This is a genomic window from Roseomonas sp. CECT 9278 (assembly GCF_918698155.1).
In the GTDB taxonomy this organism is placed as follows: domain Bacteria; phylum Pseudomonadota; class Alphaproteobacteria; order Acetobacterales; family Acetobacteraceae; genus Neoroseomonas.
Genome location: NZ_CAKKLX010000002.1, coordinates 149,642 through 167,378, shown reverse-complemented (window position 1 = coordinate 167,378; position 17,737 = coordinate 149,642). Strand labels below are relative to the sequence as shown.

The window sequence follows — 17,737 nt, the reverse complement described above, 5'->3', positions numbered from 1 at the left end:
CGCGGCGCGGCACCCCCTGCCAATTGCACCGCGCGTGCCAGCCGGCCGGTCGGACACAAGACTTTGAATTGAAAGCATAATATTCCGGATGCCAGGCCGGCGGGCTGGGGCTTCACCCCCAGGATTGGGGGAAATGCCCCACCCACCCGGCGCCCGCCCGCACCCGCGCTCCGGCGCGCGCAGCGCCCGTCAGCCCGCCTCGTCGTCGCGCCGCGCCAGGCGATAGCGCAGCGTGTCGCGGCTGATCCCGAGGTCCCGCGCCGCGCGCGAGACATTGCCCCCGCTCCGCTCCAGCGCCCGCTCGATCAGCTCGCGCTCCATGCCCGGCAGGGTCTCGCGCGTCATCGCCCGCGACACCGGCGCCAGCGCCAGGTTCCCGGCCCCCACCAGGTCGCCGTCGGTGGACAGCGCCGCCTGCTCCATGGCGTTGCGCAGCTCCCGCACATTGCCCGGCCAGGCATGGCGCGCCACCACGGCCGTCGCGGCGTCATCCAGCCGCAGCGCCGGCTTGCCATAGCGCCGCCCGCTCTCGGCGAGGAAATGCCGCGCCAGGGTCAGCACATCGGCGCCGCGCGCGCGCAGCGGCGGCACCTCCATCTCGACCACCCGCAGCCGGTAGAACAGGTCGGCGCGGAAGCGGCCCTCGCGCACCAGCGCCTCCAGGTCGCGATGCGTGGCCGACACGAAGCGCACATCCACCTGCCGGTCGCGCACCGCGCCGATGCGCCGCACCATGCGGTCCTCCAGCAGCTTCAGCAGCTTCACCTGCACGGCGGGCTCGACATCGCCGATCTCATCCAGGAACAGGGTGCCGCCCTGCGCCGCCTCGACCAGGCCGATGCGCCGTTCCTTGGCGTCGGTGAAGGCGCCGCGCTCATGGCCGAACAGCTCCGCCTCCAGCAGATGCGCCGGCAGGGTCGAGCAGTTCAGCTCGATGAACGGGCCATCGCGCCGCGGTCCGTCGAAGTGCAGCGCGCGCGCCACCAGTTCCTTGCCGGTGCCGGTCTCGCCACGCACCAGCACCGCCGGGGGCTGGCCGCCCTGCATGTTGCGCTCGGCCACCAGCAGCCGCGCGATCGACTGGCGCAGCGCCACCACCGGCGGCGAATCGCCCAGGATCGCCGCGGCGCCCGCACCACGCGCATCGCGCCCGCGGTAGTACGACAGCGCGCCCTCCATGCGCTCCTGGCCCGCCGCCTTCTCGATCAGGATCCGCACCTCGCCCAGTGCCACGGGCTTGCCCACATAGTCGAAGGCGCCGGCCTTCATCGCCTCCACCGCCGTCTCGATGCTGCCATGCCCGGTCATCACGATGACCTTGGCGGCGGGGTCGCGCGTGCGGAGCTCCGACAGCACCGTCAGGCCCGAGGCATCCGGCAGGTTGAGATCCAGCATCACCACGTCCGGCCCGAACTCGGCATAGGCCGCCAGCCCCCCCGCGGCGGTCGGCGCGCTGCGCGCATCGAAGCCCTGGCGCTGGAGGTAGCGCACCAGGTTGCGCGCCAGCGTCTCCTCGTCCTCGATGATCAGCACCGCGAGCGTCATCGCGCCGCCACCGCCGGCAGCCGGATGGTCGCGACCGTGCCGCGCGGCGTGCTCGCCAGGGCCAGGCTGCCGCCATGCCCGCCGATGATGCGCCGCGCCAGCGCCAGGCCGAGCCCCGTCCCGCGCGCCTTGGTCGAGAAGAAGGTCGGCGGCCCCTCCCGCGGCAGCCCCGGCGGCAGGCCGGGACCGGTATCGGCGATGCGGATCTCGACCATCCGCGCATCCTCGGCCGGGCCAAGGCCCACGCTCACCGCGCCGCCGTCGTGCATCGCCTCCACCGCATTGCCCAGGATGTTCTCGATCGCCTGGGCCAGCGCGCCGGGCGTGCCGGACACCGGCGGCACGTCGTGCGCGGCGATGTCGAAGCGCACGCCGCGGCGCTCCGCGAGCGGCGCCAGGCTGCGCAGGCTCGCCTGCAGCAGGGGCAGCAGCGCCACGGCCTGGGGCACCACCTGTTCGCCGCGTGCCTGCAGCAGCAGGTCGCGCACCCAGCCTTCCAGCCGGTCGACCTCCCGCACGATGTCGGCGAAGCCCTCGCGCGATGCCTCCGGGCTCGCCTCCTCGGCGGCAAGTTCGGCCGAGGACCGGATCGAGGCGAGCGGGTTGCGGATGCCATGCGCCACCGCCGAGGCGACCGCGCCGATCGCCGCCAGCGCCTCGGCCTCCACCAGGCGGTCCTGCTGCTCGCGGATGGCGCGCCCGGCGCGCCGCACCAGCCAGGCCAGCGCCAGGTAAAGCAGCAGTGCGCCGGCGGCCGAGGACATCCAGACCAGCCGCACGCCCTGGTCCACCGCGCGGAACAGCGCCTGCGGCAGGCGGTAGATCTCGACCACGCCGATGACTTCGCGGCGCTCGGCATCCCATACCGGCAGGTAGGCCTCCATGAAGCGCGATCCGCCGGTCGCGGCATCGAGCGCCATGTGCTCCGGCTTGTCGGAATCGACATCGCCGTATTCCACCAGGACGCGCCCGGCGAAGGCCTGGTCCAGTTCAGGATTGCCGGCGAAGCGCCGGCCGATCATCGCCGCGTCGGACGACCACAGCACCGTGCCGTCGCGCTGGTAGACATTGGCGCGGACCACGCCGGGCATCTGCGCGACGTGGTTGAAGAAGCTGTCGAGCGGGCGGCGCGCATCGTCGCGGCCCGGGTCGGCGAACCAGCCCCAGGTGCGTTCGGCGCGCACGATGCTCTCGATGAAATCCGCGCTCACCTCGGCGTCGCGCTGGAGCATGTGCTCGGTGAGGAAGCGCGAGAGCACGACCGCCGTGCCGACCGCCGAGGCCACCACGCAGGCCAGGCTCAAGGACATGAACCAGCGGGCGAAGACGAAGCGGCGCGGGACGGATGGGGCGGCCATGGCAGGTTCCCCGGCGCTCGGGCGATCGGGCGGATTGGTCGGGCAGGCGGGATTCGAACCCACGACCCCCAGTCCCCCAGACTGATGCGCTACCAGGCTGCGCTACTGCCCGACCGAGGCGCGCGGTGTAGCACCCGCCGCGCCCGCGTCAAACCCCTGAGCATCCGTTTGCGCCCGCCGGCACCGAATTGCATCGGACGGCGCATGCCCAGGAGCTCCCTCAGCCGGTCAAGGCACGGAGGTCGCGCGCGATCTGCTCGAGTTCCGCCAGCGCGGCCCGCAGCGCCGCCGTCTCCTGTTCCTCGGCGGCGGGCGGCGGGTCGCCCAGTGGCAGTTCGGCGGTCGCCGCCTGCGGGCCTTCGTCGGTGCCGTCGCGCAGCAGCCGCTGCACGCCCTTGATGGTGTAGCCCTGGGTATAGAGCAGGTCGGAAATCCGCCGCAGCAGCGCGATGTCCTCGGGCCGGTAATACCGCCGCCCGCCGCCGCGCTTGAGCGGCTTCAACTGCGGGAACTTGGTTTCCCAGAAGCGCAGCACGTGCTGCGGGATGTGCAGGTCGTCGGCCACTTCGCTGATCGTGCGAAAGGCGGTCGGCGCCTTGCGCGTCTTGCCGCGCGCCTCGGCTTCCGGCAGGTCCTCGCTCATTCGTCGCTGCCCACCGGTTCGTTGTTGATGCGTGCCTTGAGCACCTGGGACGGGCGGAAGGACAAGACCTTGCGCGGCAGGATCGGCACCTCGATCCCGGTCTTGGGGTTGCGCCCCACGCGCTGGCCCTTCTGGCGCACCAGGAAGGTGCCGAAGGCGGAGATCTTCACCGCCTCCCCCGCTTCGAGCGCCGCCGACATGCGTTCCAGCACGGTCTCCAGCAAGGCGGCGCTTTCGTTGCGCGACAAGCCGACGCTGGCGTAGACCGCCTCCGCCAGTTGCGCGCGCGTGACCGTATTCATGCCCCCGATGCCCCGCAGTCCCTTGATCCTTCAAGAAAACCGGGAACCTGTGCAGGCGTCAACAGATTGATGCCCTCAATCGACGGGCGGGCCGAATCCGCGGCGCCTGCCTGCGCGCCATGGGCTGCCGCGCGGGCGGCCATCGCTGGCCTGGGCGCGGTCGCGTGTCGCGCGCGCGGATCGTGCATCCGCACCATCCGAAACCCCGCATGACCCTCACGCGGCGGGCGTGGGCGTCGCCGCCGCGGCGCGCCGATGCGCTCAGAACCGCGCGATCGCGGCACCCCAGGTCAGGCCGCCGCCGATCGCCTCCATCACCACCAGGTCGCCATCGGCGATGCGCCCATCGCGCCGCGCCTCGCACAAGGCCAGCGGGATCGACGCGGCGGAGGTATTGGCATGGCGCTCCACCGTCATCACCACGCGTTCGCGCGGCAGGTTCAGCTTGCGGCCCATCGCCTCGATGATGCGGGCATTGGCCTGGTGCGGCACCAGCCAGTTGATGTCGGCATGCGTCATGCCATTCGCCGCCAGCGCCTCATCGACCACCGCCGCCAGCTTGGTCACGGCATGGCGGAACACTTCCTTGCCGGCCATGCGCAGCAGGCCCGCCCCGCCGGTCGAACCGGCGCCGCCCTCGATGTGCAGGATGTCGCCGTGGCGCCCATCCGCATGCAGGTGGCACGACAGGATGCCGCGATCCGCCGTGGTGCCCGCGCCCGGTTCCGCGCGCAGCAGCACCGCGCCGGCGCCATCGCCGAACAGCACGCAGGTGCCGCGGTCGGTCCAGTCCAGGATGCGCGAAAAAACCTCGGTGCCGATCACCAGCACGCAGCGCGCCGCCCCGCTGCGGATCAGGCTGTCGGCGACGCCCAGCGCATAGACGAAGCCGGTGCAGGCCGCCGCCATGTCGAAGGCGAAGCCGCGCGTCACGCCGAGCTGCGCCTGGATCCGCACCGCGGTCGCCGGGAAGGCCGAATCGGGGGTCGAGGTCGCCACCAGGATCGCATCGACCTCCGACGCCTGCGCCCCGGCATGGGCCAGCGCCTCGCGCGCCGCGGCCGCGCCCATCTCGGAGGCCGTCTCGCCGGGCGCGGCCATGTGCCGGAAGCCGATGCCGGTGCGCTCGCGGATCCAGGCATCGGAGGTATCGAGCCCATGCAGCGCCGCCAGCTCGTCATTCGACAGCCGCTGCGCCGGCAGATAGGCACCGCAGCCGGCAATCCTCGCGCGCAGGACCATGGACGTCGTTGCTTTCTAGCGGGGGTCGGCCGCGATCCGCGGGCCGGCCGTGGACAGGCGGGTCAGGCCTTCACGGATACGCTCGTTGAAGCCGTGCGTCACCATGTCCATGGCGACATCGACCGCATGCGCGAAGCCCAGAGCGTCGGTGCCGCCATGGGACTTCACGACCACCCCGTTCAGCCCGATCAGGATGGCGCCGTTGTAGCGGCGCGGGTCCATCCATTCGCGCAGCCGGTCGAGCGCCGGGCGCGCCAGCAGGTAGCCCAGGCGCGCGGGGACGGAACTCGTGAAGACCTGGCGCAGCAGGTCGCGCATCAGCTTCAGCGCGCCCTCCCCGGTCTTGAGCGCGACATTTCCGGTGAAGCCGTCGGTCACGATGACATCGGTGGTGCCGGCGGTGATGTCGTGGCCTTCGACGAAGCCGCGGAACTGCGCGCCGATATGCGAATCGCGCAGCACCTCGGCGGCGTGGCGCACGCGGTCGTCGCCCTTCAATTCCTCGCTGCCCACGTTCAGCAGGCCGATCGACGGGCTGGTGAGGCCCAGCACGGCGCGCGCGAAGGCATCGCCCATCACCGCGAACTCGACCAGGTTGCGCGCATCGCACTGGACGTTGGCGCCGAGATCCAGCAGCACCACGTCGCCGCGCGCCGACGGCCCGATCGCGGCGAGCGCCGGCCGGTCGATCTCGGGCATGGTCTTGATGACGATCTTGGACAGCGCCATCAGCGCGCCGGTATTGCCGGCCGAGACGATGCCGGCGGCCTCGCCGGTCGCCACCGCGTCGATCGCCACGCGCATCGACGACCCGCGGATGCGCAGCGCGGCGGTCGGCTTCAGGTCGGAGGAAATGCGCTCGGGCGCATGGCGCAGCGAACAGGCGCGCGCGGCACGCTTGCGCCGCGCCAGGCCGCCGGCCACCAGGGCCTCGTCGCCCACCAGCAGGAATCGCGCGTCGGGATGGCGCTCGGCGGCCAGTTCCAGGCCATCGAGCACCACGTCGGGCGCATGGTCGCCGCCCATCGCATCGATCGCCAGGGAAAAGGGCGTCGCGTCCTGCGGCACGATCAAGGCTCTCCGCGCGCGGGCGTCAGCACCGCGGCTCAGCTGCGGATGGTCTGGCCCACGCGCTCGGCGGCCACGACCTCGCGCCCGTCATAGTGCCCGCAATGCGAGCACACATGGTGCGGCCGCTTCAGCTCGCCGCAGTTCGAGCACTCCTGGTAGGAGGGCACGCTCAGCGCCTCGTGGCTGCGGCGCATGCCGCGGCGGGAGGGCGAAACCTTCTTCTTCGGAACGGCCATGGTGCCGAGCCTCTTTCATCAATCAACGTGCAGGATAGCGGGAGGGCGGGGCATTAGCACCCGCCCCGCACGGGCGCAAGGCTCGGCAGGCGCCCGCCCGCCCGGCGCCTCACTCGGGTGTGCCATCCGCCCGGCGCAGCGCCGCCAGCGCCCCGAAGGCTCCCTGCGCCCCGTCCGGCGCCCCCTCGGCGCCCGGCAGCACCGCCCCGGCGGCGCGCGGATAGGGGTCGAGCGCCAGCGCCAGTTGCTCGGCCATGGCCTCGCCCAGGTCCACCGCATCGCCTTCGATCGGGATCTCGTCCGGCCCCTCGGGGTCGTCGGAGGGATCGGTCCCGGGCGGCAGCAGCCGCAGTTCGACGGGGTCGTCCACGCGCTCGGGCACCGGTTCCAGGCTGACCACGCAGGCCTGCACCACATCGGCGCGCAGCCGGCCGCTGACCATCACGCCGCCGCCGGGTTCGGGCCGCAGCAGCAGGCTGGCCTCCAGCCGCTCCACCGCCGCGATCGCGAATCGCCTGGCCAGCGCGGCGCATTCGGCGGGGCTGGCGCGCAGCACCGTCTCGCGCCCGGCCTCAGGCAGGCGGGCCAGCAGCACGGGGCGGGAGAATTCAGGCGCCATCGCCCGCCCCCCCGCTGGCCTGGAACGCGACCCGGCCGGCCAGCAGCGCGGCCATGTCCTGCCCGGCCAGGCGCGCCGCCTGCGCCCGCGCCAGGTCGGCCAGCGCCGCCGGCGCGCCCGCCGGCGGCTCGCCGCGCCAGACATTGCGGGCCAGCGCCTCGGCCAGCGCGTCCGGGTCCGGCGAATCGAGCGCCGCCTCATAGGCCAGGGCGCGGCCGTGGAAGGCCTCCCACAGGCCGCGCACGCGCTTGCCCACCGAAAGATCGCCCACGCCCATCTCGCGCAGGTTCACATCCATGTCGGCGAACATGGCGTCGAACACCGCCTGGGCCAGGCCGGGGCCGCGCGCATCGGGATCGGTGCGCAGGCGCCGGATCAGCAGGGCGACATGCAGGCTGACCAGGTCGAAGCGGCCCTCCATCGTGTCGGGCACGCCCAGGCCGGCGAAAAGCGCGGGGTCGCGCGCCGCCGCCACGGCGGCCCCGTACAGTTCGAACCCGGCCCTTTCATGCGGGCGGCGGCGGAACATGGCGAGCAGGCCCATCCTGGCGAATGCCTCCGGCCGCCATTCCCGTTGACCGGGGGGCGGCATGCTGTCTATCGATTGCCGCGACATGGCCCGCCATCCCCGTTCGGTCAACGCTCGCTTGGCCCGCCCCGCAGCTTCGTGCCTGGTCGCGCTCGTCCTGCTGGGCGGTTGCGGCTGGGTCACCGACACCCTCGGCCCCGACCCCGTCATGCGCGGGAACCGCGTTGATTCCGACCGGCTCGGGCAGATCACCCCGGGGGTGCAGACCCGCACCGATGTCGAGGCGCTGCTGGGGTCGCCCACCGCCCGCGGCACCTTCGACGAGGACAACTGGTACTACATCAGCGCCCGCACCCGCCTGCAGCCGGCCCGTTTCCTCGAGGTCGAGGACCGGCGCGTGGTCGCCATCTCGTTCAACCGCCAGGGAGTGGTCAGCGGCGTGCGCGAACTGGGTGATGCCGATGGCCGCAACGTCGCCGTGGTCCGGCGCGAGACGCCGGTGCCGGGCAACGAACGCACGCTGCTGCAGGCGCTGTTCGGCAATCTCGGCCGGCCGGGCCTGGCCGGCGCCGGCTCGACCAACCCGGCGAACACCGGCGGGCGGTACTGACCGCCAAGGCGGCAGCGACGGCCGCCTCAGGAACGGGCTGAGACCGCGCCTCCAGGCGCATCGGCGGCTCCGGCACCGATCCGTTCCGCCGCGGGCCTCTCGATGATGGCGGCCGGGTGCGCCAGTCGCCAAGGGCCGCCTCAGCCCATCGCCTGCCGCGCCACCCGGCCCCGCCAGCCCTGCCAGGCCAGCAACGCCAGCGCCAGCGCCAGCGCGGGCAGCACGCCGAGGTTCAGCACCTCCCACCCCGCCCGGTCGTGCACCGCGCCCGAGGCGAAGGCCGTGCAGGCCACGGTGCCGAACACCAGCACGTCGTTGGCCGCCTGCGCGCGCACCCGTTCCTCGGGCGCATGGGCGGTCGCCAGCAGCTGCGTGGCGCCCACGAACATGAAGTTCCACCCGATGCCCAGCAGCACCAGCGCCGCGGTGAAATGCGCGAAGGACCGCCCGGTCACCGCCACCACCGCGCAGCCGGCGGTCAGCACCGCGCCGGCCACGATCACCCGGCGCACGCCGTGCCGCGCGATCAGCCGCCCGGTCACGAAGCCCGGCGCGAACATCGCCACCGCATGGGCCTGGATGACCGTGGCGCTGGCCGCCACCCCATAGCCGCACAGCATCATCTCGAGCGGCGTCGAGGTCATCACCAGGTTCATCACGCCATAGGCGACCATGCCCGACAGCGCCGCCGCCATGAAGGCGGGGCGGCGCATGATCTCGATGACCGGCGTGGCCACCTTCTGGCGCGGCGGCGCCGGCGGCAGGTCCACCACCATCAGGATCGCCGCGCAGACCGGCGGCAGCAGCGCCAGCAGCAGGTAGGTGCCCAGGAACAGGAACGGCAGCAGCATGTCCTTGCTGTGCTTGACCAGTTCCGGCCCGATCACGGCCGAGGCGATGCCGCCCGCCATCACCAGCGCGATGGCGCGCGGCCGGTAGGCGGGGGTCGCGACCTCGGCGGCGGCGAAGCGGTAGTGCTGCGAGATGCCGAAGCCCAGCCCGGCCGGGATCGCCCCCAGGCAATAGATCAGGAAGTCCCCGCGCCAGACGCCCAGCGCGAAGACCAGCGACCCCGCCATCGCCCCCGCCGCCCCCATCAGGAAGCCGGCGCGCCGCCCGAAGCGGCCGAACACGATGCCGGCCGGGATCGACGCGCACATCGTCGCCAGCATCTGCAGCGCCATCGGCAGCGTCGCGAGCGACTTGTCGTCGGCCAGCGAATGGCCGATCAGCGCGCCCATCGCGACCTGGCCGATCATGCTGGCGCCCATCAGCGCCTGGCAGCAGAACAGCAGCCAGACATTGCGCTTCATGCGCGCGGCAGCGGCGGTTTCGGACACGGCGTTTCCCCAATCCGGCACCCACGGAGGATGCCTTGTCACGCAGACATGCCGCAGGGCGAAGGCTTCGCAAAGGGGCGATGGGGCAACCCTGCCTTGCGTGGGCGCCGGTCGGGGCGGTTGGGCGCGCAGGCCCGGCGGGGCCGCGGTCGCGCCACGGGCGTGGTGCCTGCGCGATAGGCCATGCGCCCCTCGCGCGACAGCCTCGGGCGCCGTTTCCGCGCGACCACCCCGGGAACGCCCCTCGCGCGACAGCCTCACGCGCGCTCCTCGCGCGACAGCCTCACGCGCGCTCCTCGCGCGACAGCCTCACGCGCGCTCCTCGCGCAGCATCATCATCCGAACCCGCGCATGCCGCAGGCCCGCGCGGCGCCCCGGCCCGCGCCGAACAGCGCGCCCCCCGCGCGGCCTCAGAAGTGGCTCCAGCCCCCCTGCGCGATCTCCAGCAGCGCGCCGGCGCCATCGCGCACCCGGACCTCCGGCGCCGCCGCCACCATGCGGCCGATCCGCGCGACAGGCGTGCCGGCGCGCCCGGCCGCCGCGCGCAGGTCATCCGCCGCCTCCGGCGCCGCGGCGAACAGCAATTCGTAGTCGTCCCCGCCGGTCAGCAGGCCCGCCAGCAGGCCAGGCTCGTTCGCCACCAGCGCCCGCGCGGCGGCCGACAGCGGCACGGCATCCGCCTCCACCTCGGCCCCGCAGCCGGCGGCCCGGCACAGATGCCCCAGGTCCTGCACCAGCCCGTCCGAGACATCCATCGCCGCCCGCGCCAGCCCGGCAATCGCCTGCCCCAGCGCCAGGCGCGGCCGCGGCAGGCGGTAGCGGGACGCCAGATGCCCCTCGGCATCCCCCGGCACCTGCCCGCGCAGCACGCGCAGCCCCAGCGCGCCATCGCCGATCGTGCCCGACACCCAGACATCGTCGCCCGGCCGCGCGCCGGCGCGCCGCAGCACCGCCCCCGGCGCCACGGTGCCCAGGATGGTCAGCGACAGGCAGGTCGGCCCCGGCGTCACGGTGGTGTCGCCGCCCAGCACATGCAGGCCGAATTCCCGCTGGTCCTCGGCCAGGCCGCGCACGAAGGCGGCGATCCAGTCATCGCCCACGCCGCGCTGGAAGGTGGTCGTCATCAGGTAGCCGAGCGGCGCCGCACCCATCGCCGCCAAGTCCGACAGGTTCACCCGCAGCAGCTTGCGCCCGATGGTCTCGGGCGGGTCGTCGGGCAGGTAGTGCACGCCCTCGACCATCGCATCGGCGGCGATCACCAGCCGCCGCCCGGCCGGGATGTCCAGCACCGCCGCGTCATCCGCCAGGTCGAGCGCCCCCTGCCCCGCCAGCGGCCGGAAATGCCGGGCGATCAGCGCGAATTCCGCCGGCAGGCTCACCGCGCGGCCCCGAACTCCTGCGGGCGCAGCGCGTGGGCCATGGCATCCAGCACGCCATTGGCGAAGCGCGCCGTCTCCTCATCGAGGAACCCCCGCGCGACATCGAGGTATTCGTTGATCACCACCCGCGCCGGCGGTTCGCGGCCCGCCAGCAATTCCGCCGCCGCCGCGCGCAGCACCGCGCGCAGCACGGGGTCCAGGCGCTCCAGCGTCCAGTCCTTGCTCAGATGCGCGCGGATCTCGGCATCGCCGGCCTCGCTGCCCTTGGCGGCGGCGCCCAGGATGGCCTGGAACAGCGGGATATTCGCCAGCGGCACGCCGCCATCCTCGAAGGCCTCCGCACCCTCGCCGGCGCCGATGCGGTGGCGGATGAACTGGTCGGCGACCGTCTCGGCGCTCTCGCCGGTCTGCTCGGATTGGAACAGGGCCTGCACGGCGGCGACGCGCGCGCCGGTGCGCGGGCGGCCGGCCGGGGTCTGGCGCTGGCTCATCCCGCCACGCTCCAGCCGCGCGCGAGGTCGATCTGGCCCAGCACGGCGTACGCGGCCTCGGCCCCCTTGTTCATGCGGTCGCCGAACGAACGGGCCTCGGCCTGCGCCAGGTTGTCCACGGTCAGCAGGCCGAAGCCGACCGGCACGGCGTGCCTGGTCGAGAGTTCCATCACGCCATGGCAGATGGCGTCGCAGATGAAGCTGTAGTGGTCGGTCTCGCCCTTCACGACGCAGCCCAGCAGCAGGAAGCCATCCCACCGGCGCGGGGAGGCCAGCGCCATCGCCAGCGCGGCGGGCAGTTCATAGGCGCCGGCGACCTCGACGATATCGACGCTGGCGGCCACGTCGGCCAGCACGCGCTCGGCACCGTCGCGCATGCCGTAGACCACGTCGCGGTAATAGGGTGCGGCGATCACCAGGATGCGCGGGGCCGGCCCGGCCAGCGTGGCAGGGCCGCGCTCGGGGGAATCAAGGGTGCTCACGCGTTGGAATCCGATTCGATGGGGCGTGTCTCGACATCCTCCAGCCCATAGCCTTCGAGGCCGACGATCGGGCGGGGGTTGTTGGACAGGCGGATGATGCGGCTGAGGCCAAGGTCGGACAGGATCTGCGCGCCGATGCCGTAGTCGCGCAATTCGGGCGCCACGGTGCGGCCACGCCCGCGGCGGATCTGGTCGGACAGCCCATCGGCGCGGCCATCGCGCAGCAGCACCACCACGCCGCGCCCGGCCTTCGCGATCATGCGCATGGCACCATGCAATTCGCCCAGCGTGCGCCCGGCCACCAGGTCGTTGATCAACGAGGCCGCGTGCATGCGCACCAGGACGGGTTCCGCGCCGGTGATGTCGCCCTTGACCAGCGCCAGGTGCTCGCCGGGGCTGACCGTGCTGGCATAGACCACGGCGCGCCAGTCGCCCCCGATCGCCTGCGGCAGGGTGCTGTCCTCGACGCGCTGCACCAGGCGTTCGGTGCGGCGGCGATGCGCGATCAGGTCGGCGATGGTGCCGAGCTTGAGGCCGTGATGCTGCGCGAAGGCGACCAGGTCGGGCATGCGCGCCATGGTGCCGTCGTCGTTCATGATCTCGCAGATCACGCCCGACGGGTTGAGCCCCGCCATGCGCGCGAAATCGACCGCGGCTTCGGTATGGCCGGCGCGCACCAGCGTGCCGCCCTCGCGCGCCACCAGCGGGAAGACATGGCCCGGGGTGACGATGTGCTCGCGCCCGAGGTCCGGGTTGATCGCGACCGCCACGGTGCGCGACCGGTCGGCGGCGGAGATGCCGGTGGTGACACCCTCGCGCGCCTCGATGGAGACGGTGAAGGCGGTCTGGTGGCGGGTGCCGTTCGACTGCGCCATCAGCGGCAGGCCGAGCTGCTCGACGCGCGCGCGCGTCATGGCCAGGCAGATCAGCCCGCGGGCGAAGCGCGCCATGAAGTTGATGGCATCCGGTGTCGCGAATTGCGCGGGGATGACCAGGTCGCCCTCGTTCTCGCGGTCCTCGTCATCGACCAGGATGAACATGCGCCCGCGCCGCGCTTCCTCGAGCAGTTCCTCGGTGGGCGAGAGGAAGTCGGAGAACGACGTGCGGACGGTCTGGGTGGTCGCGCTCAACGCTGGTACTCCCGCAGCCGCGCGACATAGCGCGCCATCGTGTCGACCTCGATGTTGACCCGGTCGCCGGGCTGCAGCGTGCCGAAGGTGGTGATCGAGGCAGTGTGCGGGATGATGTTGACCCCGAAGACCTCCCCGTCAACCTCGTTGACCGTGAGCGAGACGCCATCGATCGCGACCGACCCCTTGGGCGCGATATAGGGCGCGATGTCGTGCGGCACGCGGAAGCGCCAGCGCACCGAGGCGTTCTCCGGCGTCGCGGAGACCACCTCCCCCACCCCATCCACATGCCCGGCGACGATATGCCCGCCCAGCTCATCCCCCACGCGCAGCGGGCGTTCGAGGTTGATGCGCGCGCCGGGCTTCCAGCTGCCGGCGGTCGTCTTCGCCACCGTCTCGGCCGAGCAATCCACGCTGAAGGCATCGGCGGCGAGGTGCACCACCGTCAGGCACACCCCCGAACACGCGATGGAAGCGCCCAGCACGGCCGGGGCCGGCGAGGCCAGGAAGGCCGGGTCGGTGCCGATCACCAGGCGCAGGTCGTGGCCGCCGCCGATCGGCAGGATGTCGCGCACGCTGCCAAGCGCCGTCACGATCCCGGTGAACATCAGGGGCTCTCCTCGAATTCGGTCAGGATATCGGCGCCCAGGGGGCGGACCGCCACCCTGCGGAAGCGTGGCATGGCCGCCAGGGCCGCGAGGCGCAAGCCCTCGGCGGCCGGCCAGCCCTCGGCGCCGATGATGCCCGGCGCGTGGAACCAGGCCAGGCGATCGACCAGCCCGGCGCGCAGCAGGCCGGCGGCAAGCCCGGCACCGCCCTCGGCCAGCACGCGCGTCACGCCGCGCCGCGCCAGCGCGCCCAGCAGCGCCCGCAGGTCGAGACCCCCGGCGGGATCGGGGGCCACGGTCTGCACCGCGACGCCGGCGGCGATGTAGGGCGCCAGCGCGGCCGGCGGATGGCCCGGCGCGGTGATGATGCAGCTGGGCGCCACGCCGGCCGTCGCGACCAGCCGCGCGGCGACCGGCGTGCGCAGGCGGGCATCGGCCACCACGCGCAGCATCGGCGCGCGCTCCATGCCCGGGATGCGGCAGGTCAGGTCGGGGTCGTCGGCCAGCACGGTGCCGGACCCCACCAGGATGGCGTCGTGCCGGGCGCGCATTGCATGCACCTCGCGCCGCGCCTGCGGCCCGGTGATCCAGCGGGATTCGCCGGCGGCGGTGGCGATGCGCCCATCCAGCGTGGAGGCGAGCTTCAGCGTGACCACCGGCAGCCCGGCCTCGATGCGGCGGAAGAAGCCGGCGTTCAGCGCGCGCGCCTCGGCCTCGCACAGGCCTTCCTCGACCAGGATGGCGGCAGAACGCAGGCGCTCCAGGCCGCGGCCATTCACCCGCGGGTCGGGGTCGCGCATGGCCATCACCACGCGGGCGATGCCGGCGGCTTCCAGCGCATCGCAGCAGGGCGGCGTGCGGCCGTGGTGCGAACAGGGTTCCAGCGTGACATAGGCGGTGGCACCCCGGGCCTTCGAGCCGGCGCGGCGGATCGCCTCGGTCTCGGCATGCGGGCGCCCGCCGGGCTGGGTCCAGCCGCGCCCGACCACCTGGCCATGGCGCACCAGCACGCAGCCGACCGCGGGGTTCGGCCAGGCATTGCCAAGGCCGCGGCGGGCGAGCGCCAGGGCGGCGCGCATGTGGGACAGGTCGTCGGACATCGGGGCGCCGGGTTGTCGCGCGGCGGCGGGCGCGCGGCAAGCCGGCGGGGTCAGCGCACCACGCGCGCCAATTGCAGCAGCGACAGCAGCGCCCCCGCCAGATAGGTGAAGGCCGCCGCCTTCAGCACCGTGCGGGCGGCGCGCAGGTCACGCTCCGCCAGGTAGCCGCCCGCCTGCAGCGCCGGCAATGCGCGCCCGAAGGACGCATCGAATTCCAGCGGCAGCGTGACCAGCTGCAAGCCCACCGACAGCCCGAACACCGCCAGCGCCAGCAGCATCGAGGGCAGCACCAGGTGCCCCGCCCCGGTCGCCACGCCGACCAGCGGCAGCACCGTCATCAGCGCGATCGCCACCATCCGCAGCGGTCCCACGATGCGCGCCAGCGCCAGGCGCAGGTTGAACAGCGGCGCCCCGTCGCGATGCTGGACGGCGTGCGCGACCTCATGCGCCGCCACCGCCACCGCGGTGACCGACCGGCCATCGAGGTGTTCCGGCGACAGCCGCACCATCAGCGCGCCGGGATCGTAGTGGTCGCCCTGGTCGGTCGGCTCCACGCCCACCTGCGGCAGCCCGGCCTGGTCCAGCAGGTGGCGGGCCAATTCGCCGCCGGTGCCCGGCAGGTCGGGGCGATCCGCGCCATGGCGCGCCATCGCCCATTTCACATAGGCCATGGGCCCGAAGACCAGCAGCAGCAGGATGACGCCGCCGATGACGACCATGCCGCCCGCCGTCAGTCCTTCTGGCCGAGTTCGCCCAGGAAGGCCTGGAAGTCCTTCGCCTCGCTGAAATTGCGATAGACGCTGGCGAAGCGGACATAGGCGACCTGGTCGAGCTCGCGCAGCGATTCCATCAGCAATTCGCCGATCTTGCGGGACGGGATCTCGGTCTCGCCCTCGGTTTCCAGGCGACGCTGGATGGAATTCACCAGGCGTTCGATGCGGTCCTCATCGACCGGGCGCTTGCGGAGCGCGACGCGCACGGACCGCGCCAGCTTCTCGCGGTCGAAGGGCACGCGGCGGCCGTCGGTTTTCAGCACCGTGATCTCGCGCAGCTGCACGCGCTCGAAGGTGGTGAAGCGTGCGCCGCAGGCCGGGCAGGCGCGGCGCCGCCGGATCGCGGCGCTGTCCTCGGCCGGACGGCTGTCCTTCACCTGCGTGTCCTCGGAACCGCAGAAGGGGCATTTCATCGGTCAATAGACCGGGAAGCGGCGGCAGAGCTCCAGGACCTTGGCCGCCACCGCGGCCTCGACCGCGCTGTTGCCGCCTTCGGCATTGGCGGCTGCGGCACCGTCCAGCACCTCGCCGATCAGCCGGCCGACCTGGCGGAATTCCGCCGTGCCGAAGCCGCGCGTGGTGCCGGCGGGGGTGCCCAGCCGGACGCCGGAGGTCACCATCGGCTTCTCGGGATCGAAGGGAATGGCGTTCTTGTTGCAGGTCAGGTGGGCGCGGTTCAGCGCCGCCTCGGCGACCTTGCCGTTGAGCTTCTTGGGCCGCAGGTCGACCAGCAGCAGGTGGTTGTCGGTGCCGCCGGTCACCAGGTCGAGGCCCTGGGCCTTCAGTTCCTCGGCCAGCGCCCGGGCATTGGCCACGACCTGCGCGGCATAGGCCTTGAAGCCCGGCTCCAGCGCCTCCCCGAAGGCCACCGCCTTGGCGGCGATGACATGCATCAGCGGCCCGCCCTGCAGGCCCGGGAAGACGGCGGAGTTGAACTTCTTCGCCAGCGCCTCGTCATTCGTGAGGATCATGCCCCCGCGCGGGCCGCGCAGCGTCTTGTGGGTGGTGGTGGTCACCACATGGGCATGCGGCACCGGGCTGTCATGCGCGCCGCCGGCGACCAGGCCGGCGAAATGCGCCATGTCCACCATGAAATACGCGCCCACCTCGTCCGCGATGGCGCGGAAGCCGGCGAAATCCCAGGCGCGGGCATAGGCAGACCCACCCGCGATGATCACCTTGGGCTTCGATTCCAGGGCGATGCGGCGCACTTCGGCCATGTCGATGCGCTGGTCCTCGCGCCGCACCGTATAGGGCACCGGCTTGAACCACTTGCCCGACTGGTTGGCCGGCGAGCCGTGCGTCAGGTGCCCACCGGCGGCGAGATCGAGGCCCATGAAGGTGTCGCCCGGCTGCATCAGGGCCAGGAACACCGCCTGGTTGGCCTGCGCGCCGGAATGCGGCTGCACGTTGGCGAAGCCTGCCCCGAACAGCTGGCAGGCGCGTTCGATGGCCAGGCGCTCGGCGATGTCGACCGCCTCGCAGCCGCCATAATAGCGGCGGCCGGGATAGCCCTCGGCGTATTTGTTGGTCAGCACGGACCCCTGGGCTTCGAGCACGGCGCGCGAGACGATGTTCTCGCTGGCGATGAGCTCGATGCCATCCTGCTGGCGCGTCAGTTCCTGCGCGACCGCGGCGGCGATCGCCGGGTCGGCCTGCGCGAGGGTGGCGCCGAAGAAGCCGGCGGGGGGGGCGGAGCCGGTCGCGGCGCCGTCGGGGGAGCGGGTCGGGGCGGGGGCGGGGCGCGTCATGCGCCGGGTTTTGCGCCGGGGGGGCTCAGCTTGTCCACCCGCCGTTGATGGCGCCCGCCCTCGAAGGGGGTGGACAGGAAGGCGCGCACGGCGTCGAGCGCGGTCTCGACCCCGATGGTGCGGGCGCCAAGGCAGGCGATGTTGGCATCGTTATGGCCGCGGGTGAGGCGCGCCTCGGTCGAGTCGTGCAGCACCGCGGCGCGGATGCCGGGGTGGCGGTTGGCGGCGATCGCCATGCCGATGCCGGTGCCGCAGACCAGGATGCCGAAGGGGGCGGCGCCGGCGGCGACGGCCTCGGCCACCTTGGCGGCGAAGTCCGGGTAGTCTACGGAATCGGGACCGTGGGTGCCGAGGTCGGCGACGGTGTGGCCTTCCGCCTCGAGGGCTGCCTTGAGGGCGAGCTTGAGCGGGAGGCCGGCGTGGTCGGAAGCGAGGGGGAGCGCGATCGCGCCGGCCATGGTGAAGCCTCGTCATGCTGGCGGCGCCGCAGCTGACCCGATGTCGCCCGCGCCGCGGGCCGAGACCTAA

Annotated in this window: 21 protein-coding genes and 1 tRNA gene; 1 reads left to right on the top strand and 21 read right to left on the bottom strand. The window is 72.9% G+C overall.

Annotation, left to right across the window (positions count from 1 at the left end):
* Window positions 1-189 precede the first annotated feature (189 nt).
* From LQ222_RS02190 to LQ222_RS02145, 10 genes are all read right to left on the bottom strand, one after another.
* Window positions 190-1,545, bottom strand: a complete 1,356-nt coding sequence (locus tag LQ222_RS02190; RefSeq protein ID WP_230164184.1) for a sigma-54 dependent transcriptional regulator — start codon at window positions 1,543-1,545, stop codon at window positions 190-192.
* Window positions 1,542-2,903 (bottom strand): ATP-binding protein, encoded by a 1,362-nt coding sequence (locus tag LQ222_RS02185; RefSeq protein WP_230164183.1) that lies wholly within the window; start codon window positions 2,901-2,903, stop codon window positions 1,542-1,544. Before LQ222_RS02185 ends, LQ222_RS02190 begins: the two co-directional genes overlap by 4 nt.
* Window positions 2,904-2,938: 35 nt before the next feature.
* Window positions 2,939-3,015 (bottom strand) — tRNA-Pro (locus tag LQ222_RS02180).
* Between the two features lie 108 nt (window positions 3,016-3,123).
* The gene (locus LQ222_RS02175; RefSeq protein WP_230164182.1) at window positions 3,124-3,546 is read right to left on the bottom strand and encodes a MerR family transcriptional regulator; all 423 of its coding nucleotides are present in this window, start codon (window positions 3,544-3,546) and stop codon (window positions 3,124-3,126) included.
* Window positions 3,543-3,848 carry an integration host factor subunit alpha gene (locus tag LQ222_RS02170; protein WP_230164181.1) on the bottom strand — a complete coding sequence of 102 codons (306 nt, stop codon included), beginning with the start codon at window positions 3,846-3,848 and terminating at the stop codon, window positions 3,543-3,545. Before LQ222_RS02170 ends, LQ222_RS02175 begins: the two co-directional genes overlap by 4 nt.
* Window positions 3,849-4,109: 261 nt before the next feature.
* Window positions 4,110-5,090 (bottom strand): beta-ketoacyl-ACP synthase III, encoded by a 981-nt coding sequence (locus LQ222_RS02165; RefSeq protein ID WP_305800002.1) that lies wholly within the window; start codon window positions 5,088-5,090, stop codon window positions 4,110-4,112.
* A gap of 15 nt (window positions 5,091-5,105) precedes the next feature.
* The gene (plsX, locus tag LQ222_RS02160; protein ID WP_256443982.1) at window positions 5,106-6,158 is read right to left on the bottom strand and encodes a phosphate acyltransferase PlsX; all 1,053 of its coding nucleotides are present in this window, start codon (window positions 6,156-6,158) and stop codon (window positions 5,106-5,108) included.
* Between the two features lie 38 nt (window positions 6,159-6,196).
* Window positions 6,197-6,397: a 50S ribosomal protein L32 gene (gene rpmF / locus LQ222_RS02155; RefSeq protein ID WP_230164179.1), complete on the bottom strand. Its 201-nt coding sequence runs from the start codon at window positions 6,395-6,397 to the stop codon at window positions 6,197-6,199.
* Window positions 6,398-6,506: 109 nt separating this feature from the next.
* On the bottom strand, window positions 6,507-7,016 hold the full coding sequence (locus LQ222_RS02150; RefSeq protein ID WP_230164177.1) for a DUF177 domain-containing protein: 510 nt from the start codon (window positions 7,014-7,016) through the stop codon (window positions 6,507-6,509).
* Entirely contained in the window at window positions 7,006-7,560 is a 555-nt protein-coding gene (locus tag LQ222_RS02145) for a ubiquinol-cytochrome C chaperone family protein (RefSeq protein WP_230164175.1), read from the bottom strand. Before LQ222_RS02145 ends, LQ222_RS02150 begins: the two co-directional genes overlap by 11 nt.
* 103 nt (window positions 7,561-7,663) lie before the next feature.
* Between LQ222_RS02145 and LQ222_RS02140 the strand changes: the two genes are divergently transcribed.
* Window positions 7,664-8,155: an outer membrane protein assembly factor BamE gene (locus LQ222_RS02140; RefSeq protein WP_230164174.1), complete on the top strand. Its 492-nt coding sequence runs from the start codon at window positions 7,664-7,666 to the stop codon at window positions 8,153-8,155.
* Between the two features lie 140 nt (window positions 8,156-8,295).
* On the opposite strand, the gene LQ222_RS02135 is transcribed toward LQ222_RS02140, so the two are convergent.
* The 11 genes from LQ222_RS02135 to rpiB all read right to left on the bottom strand — a co-directional run bounded on the left by LQ222_RS02135 (window position 8,296) and on the right by rpiB (window position 17,667).
* Complete coding sequence (locus LQ222_RS02135) at window positions 8,296-9,495, bottom strand: MFS transporter (protein WP_230164173.1); 1,200 nt, start codon at window positions 9,493-9,495, stop codon at window positions 8,296-8,298.
* Window positions 9,496-9,905: 410 nt separating this feature from the next.
* Window positions 9,906-10,874 carry a thiamine-phosphate kinase gene (gene thiL / locus LQ222_RS02130; protein WP_230164172.1) on the bottom strand — a complete coding sequence of 323 codons (969 nt, stop codon included), beginning with the start codon at window positions 10,872-10,874 and terminating at the stop codon, window positions 9,906-9,908.
* Entirely contained in the window at window positions 10,871-11,365 is a 495-nt protein-coding gene (nusB, locus tag LQ222_RS02125) for a transcription antitermination factor NusB (protein ID WP_230164171.1), read from the bottom strand. Before nusB ends, thiL begins: the two co-directional genes overlap by 4 nt.
* Window positions 11,362-11,847: a 6,7-dimethyl-8-ribityllumazine synthase gene (ribH, locus tag LQ222_RS02120; RefSeq protein ID WP_230164170.1), complete on the bottom strand. Its 486-nt coding sequence runs from the start codon at window positions 11,845-11,847 to the stop codon at window positions 11,362-11,364. The genes nusB and ribH overlap by 4 nt, the downstream gene beginning before the upstream one ends.
* A complete protein-coding gene (ribB, locus tag LQ222_RS02115) occupies window positions 11,844-12,977 on the bottom strand; it encodes a 3,4-dihydroxy-2-butanone-4-phosphate synthase (protein WP_230164169.1) in 1,134 nt (377 codons plus the stop codon). The genes ribH and ribB overlap by 4 nt, the downstream gene beginning before the upstream one ends.
* A complete protein-coding gene (locus LQ222_RS02110) occupies window positions 12,974-13,585 on the bottom strand; it encodes a riboflavin synthase (RefSeq protein WP_230164167.1) in 612 nt (203 codons plus the stop codon). Before LQ222_RS02110 ends, ribB begins: the two co-directional genes overlap by 4 nt.
* Window positions 13,585-14,685, bottom strand: coding sequence for a bifunctional diaminohydroxyphosphoribosylaminopyrimidine deaminase/5-amino-6-(5-phosphoribosylamino)uracil reductase RibD (ribD, locus tag LQ222_RS02105; protein WP_230164165.1), 1,101 nt, complete (start codon window positions 14,683-14,685; stop codon window positions 13,585-13,587). Before ribD ends, LQ222_RS02110 begins: the two co-directional genes overlap by 1 nt.
* Before the next feature lie 50 nt (window positions 14,686-14,735).
* Complete coding sequence (locus LQ222_RS02100; RefSeq protein ID WP_230164163.1) at window positions 14,736-15,404, bottom strand: zinc metallopeptidase; 669 nt, start codon at window positions 15,402-15,404, stop codon at window positions 14,736-14,738.
* Window positions 15,405-15,415: 11 nt separating this feature from the next.
* Complete coding sequence (gene nrdR, locus LQ222_RS02095; RefSeq protein ID WP_230164162.1) at window positions 15,416-15,871, bottom strand: transcriptional regulator NrdR; 456 nt, start codon at window positions 15,869-15,871, stop codon at window positions 15,416-15,418.
* A 3-nt stretch (window positions 15,872-15,874) separates the two neighbouring features.
* Window positions 15,875-17,209 (bottom strand): serine hydroxymethyltransferase, encoded by a 1,335-nt coding sequence (gene glyA / locus LQ222_RS02090; RefSeq protein ID WP_230164160.1) that lies wholly within the window; start codon window positions 17,207-17,209, stop codon window positions 15,875-15,877.
* Window positions 17,206-17,667, bottom strand: a complete 462-nt coding sequence (gene rpiB, locus LQ222_RS02085; protein WP_230164159.1) for a ribose 5-phosphate isomerase B — start codon at window positions 17,665-17,667, stop codon at window positions 17,206-17,208. The genes glyA and rpiB overlap by 4 nt, the downstream gene beginning before the upstream one ends.
* Between the last annotated feature and the right edge of the window lie 70 nt (window positions 17,668-17,737).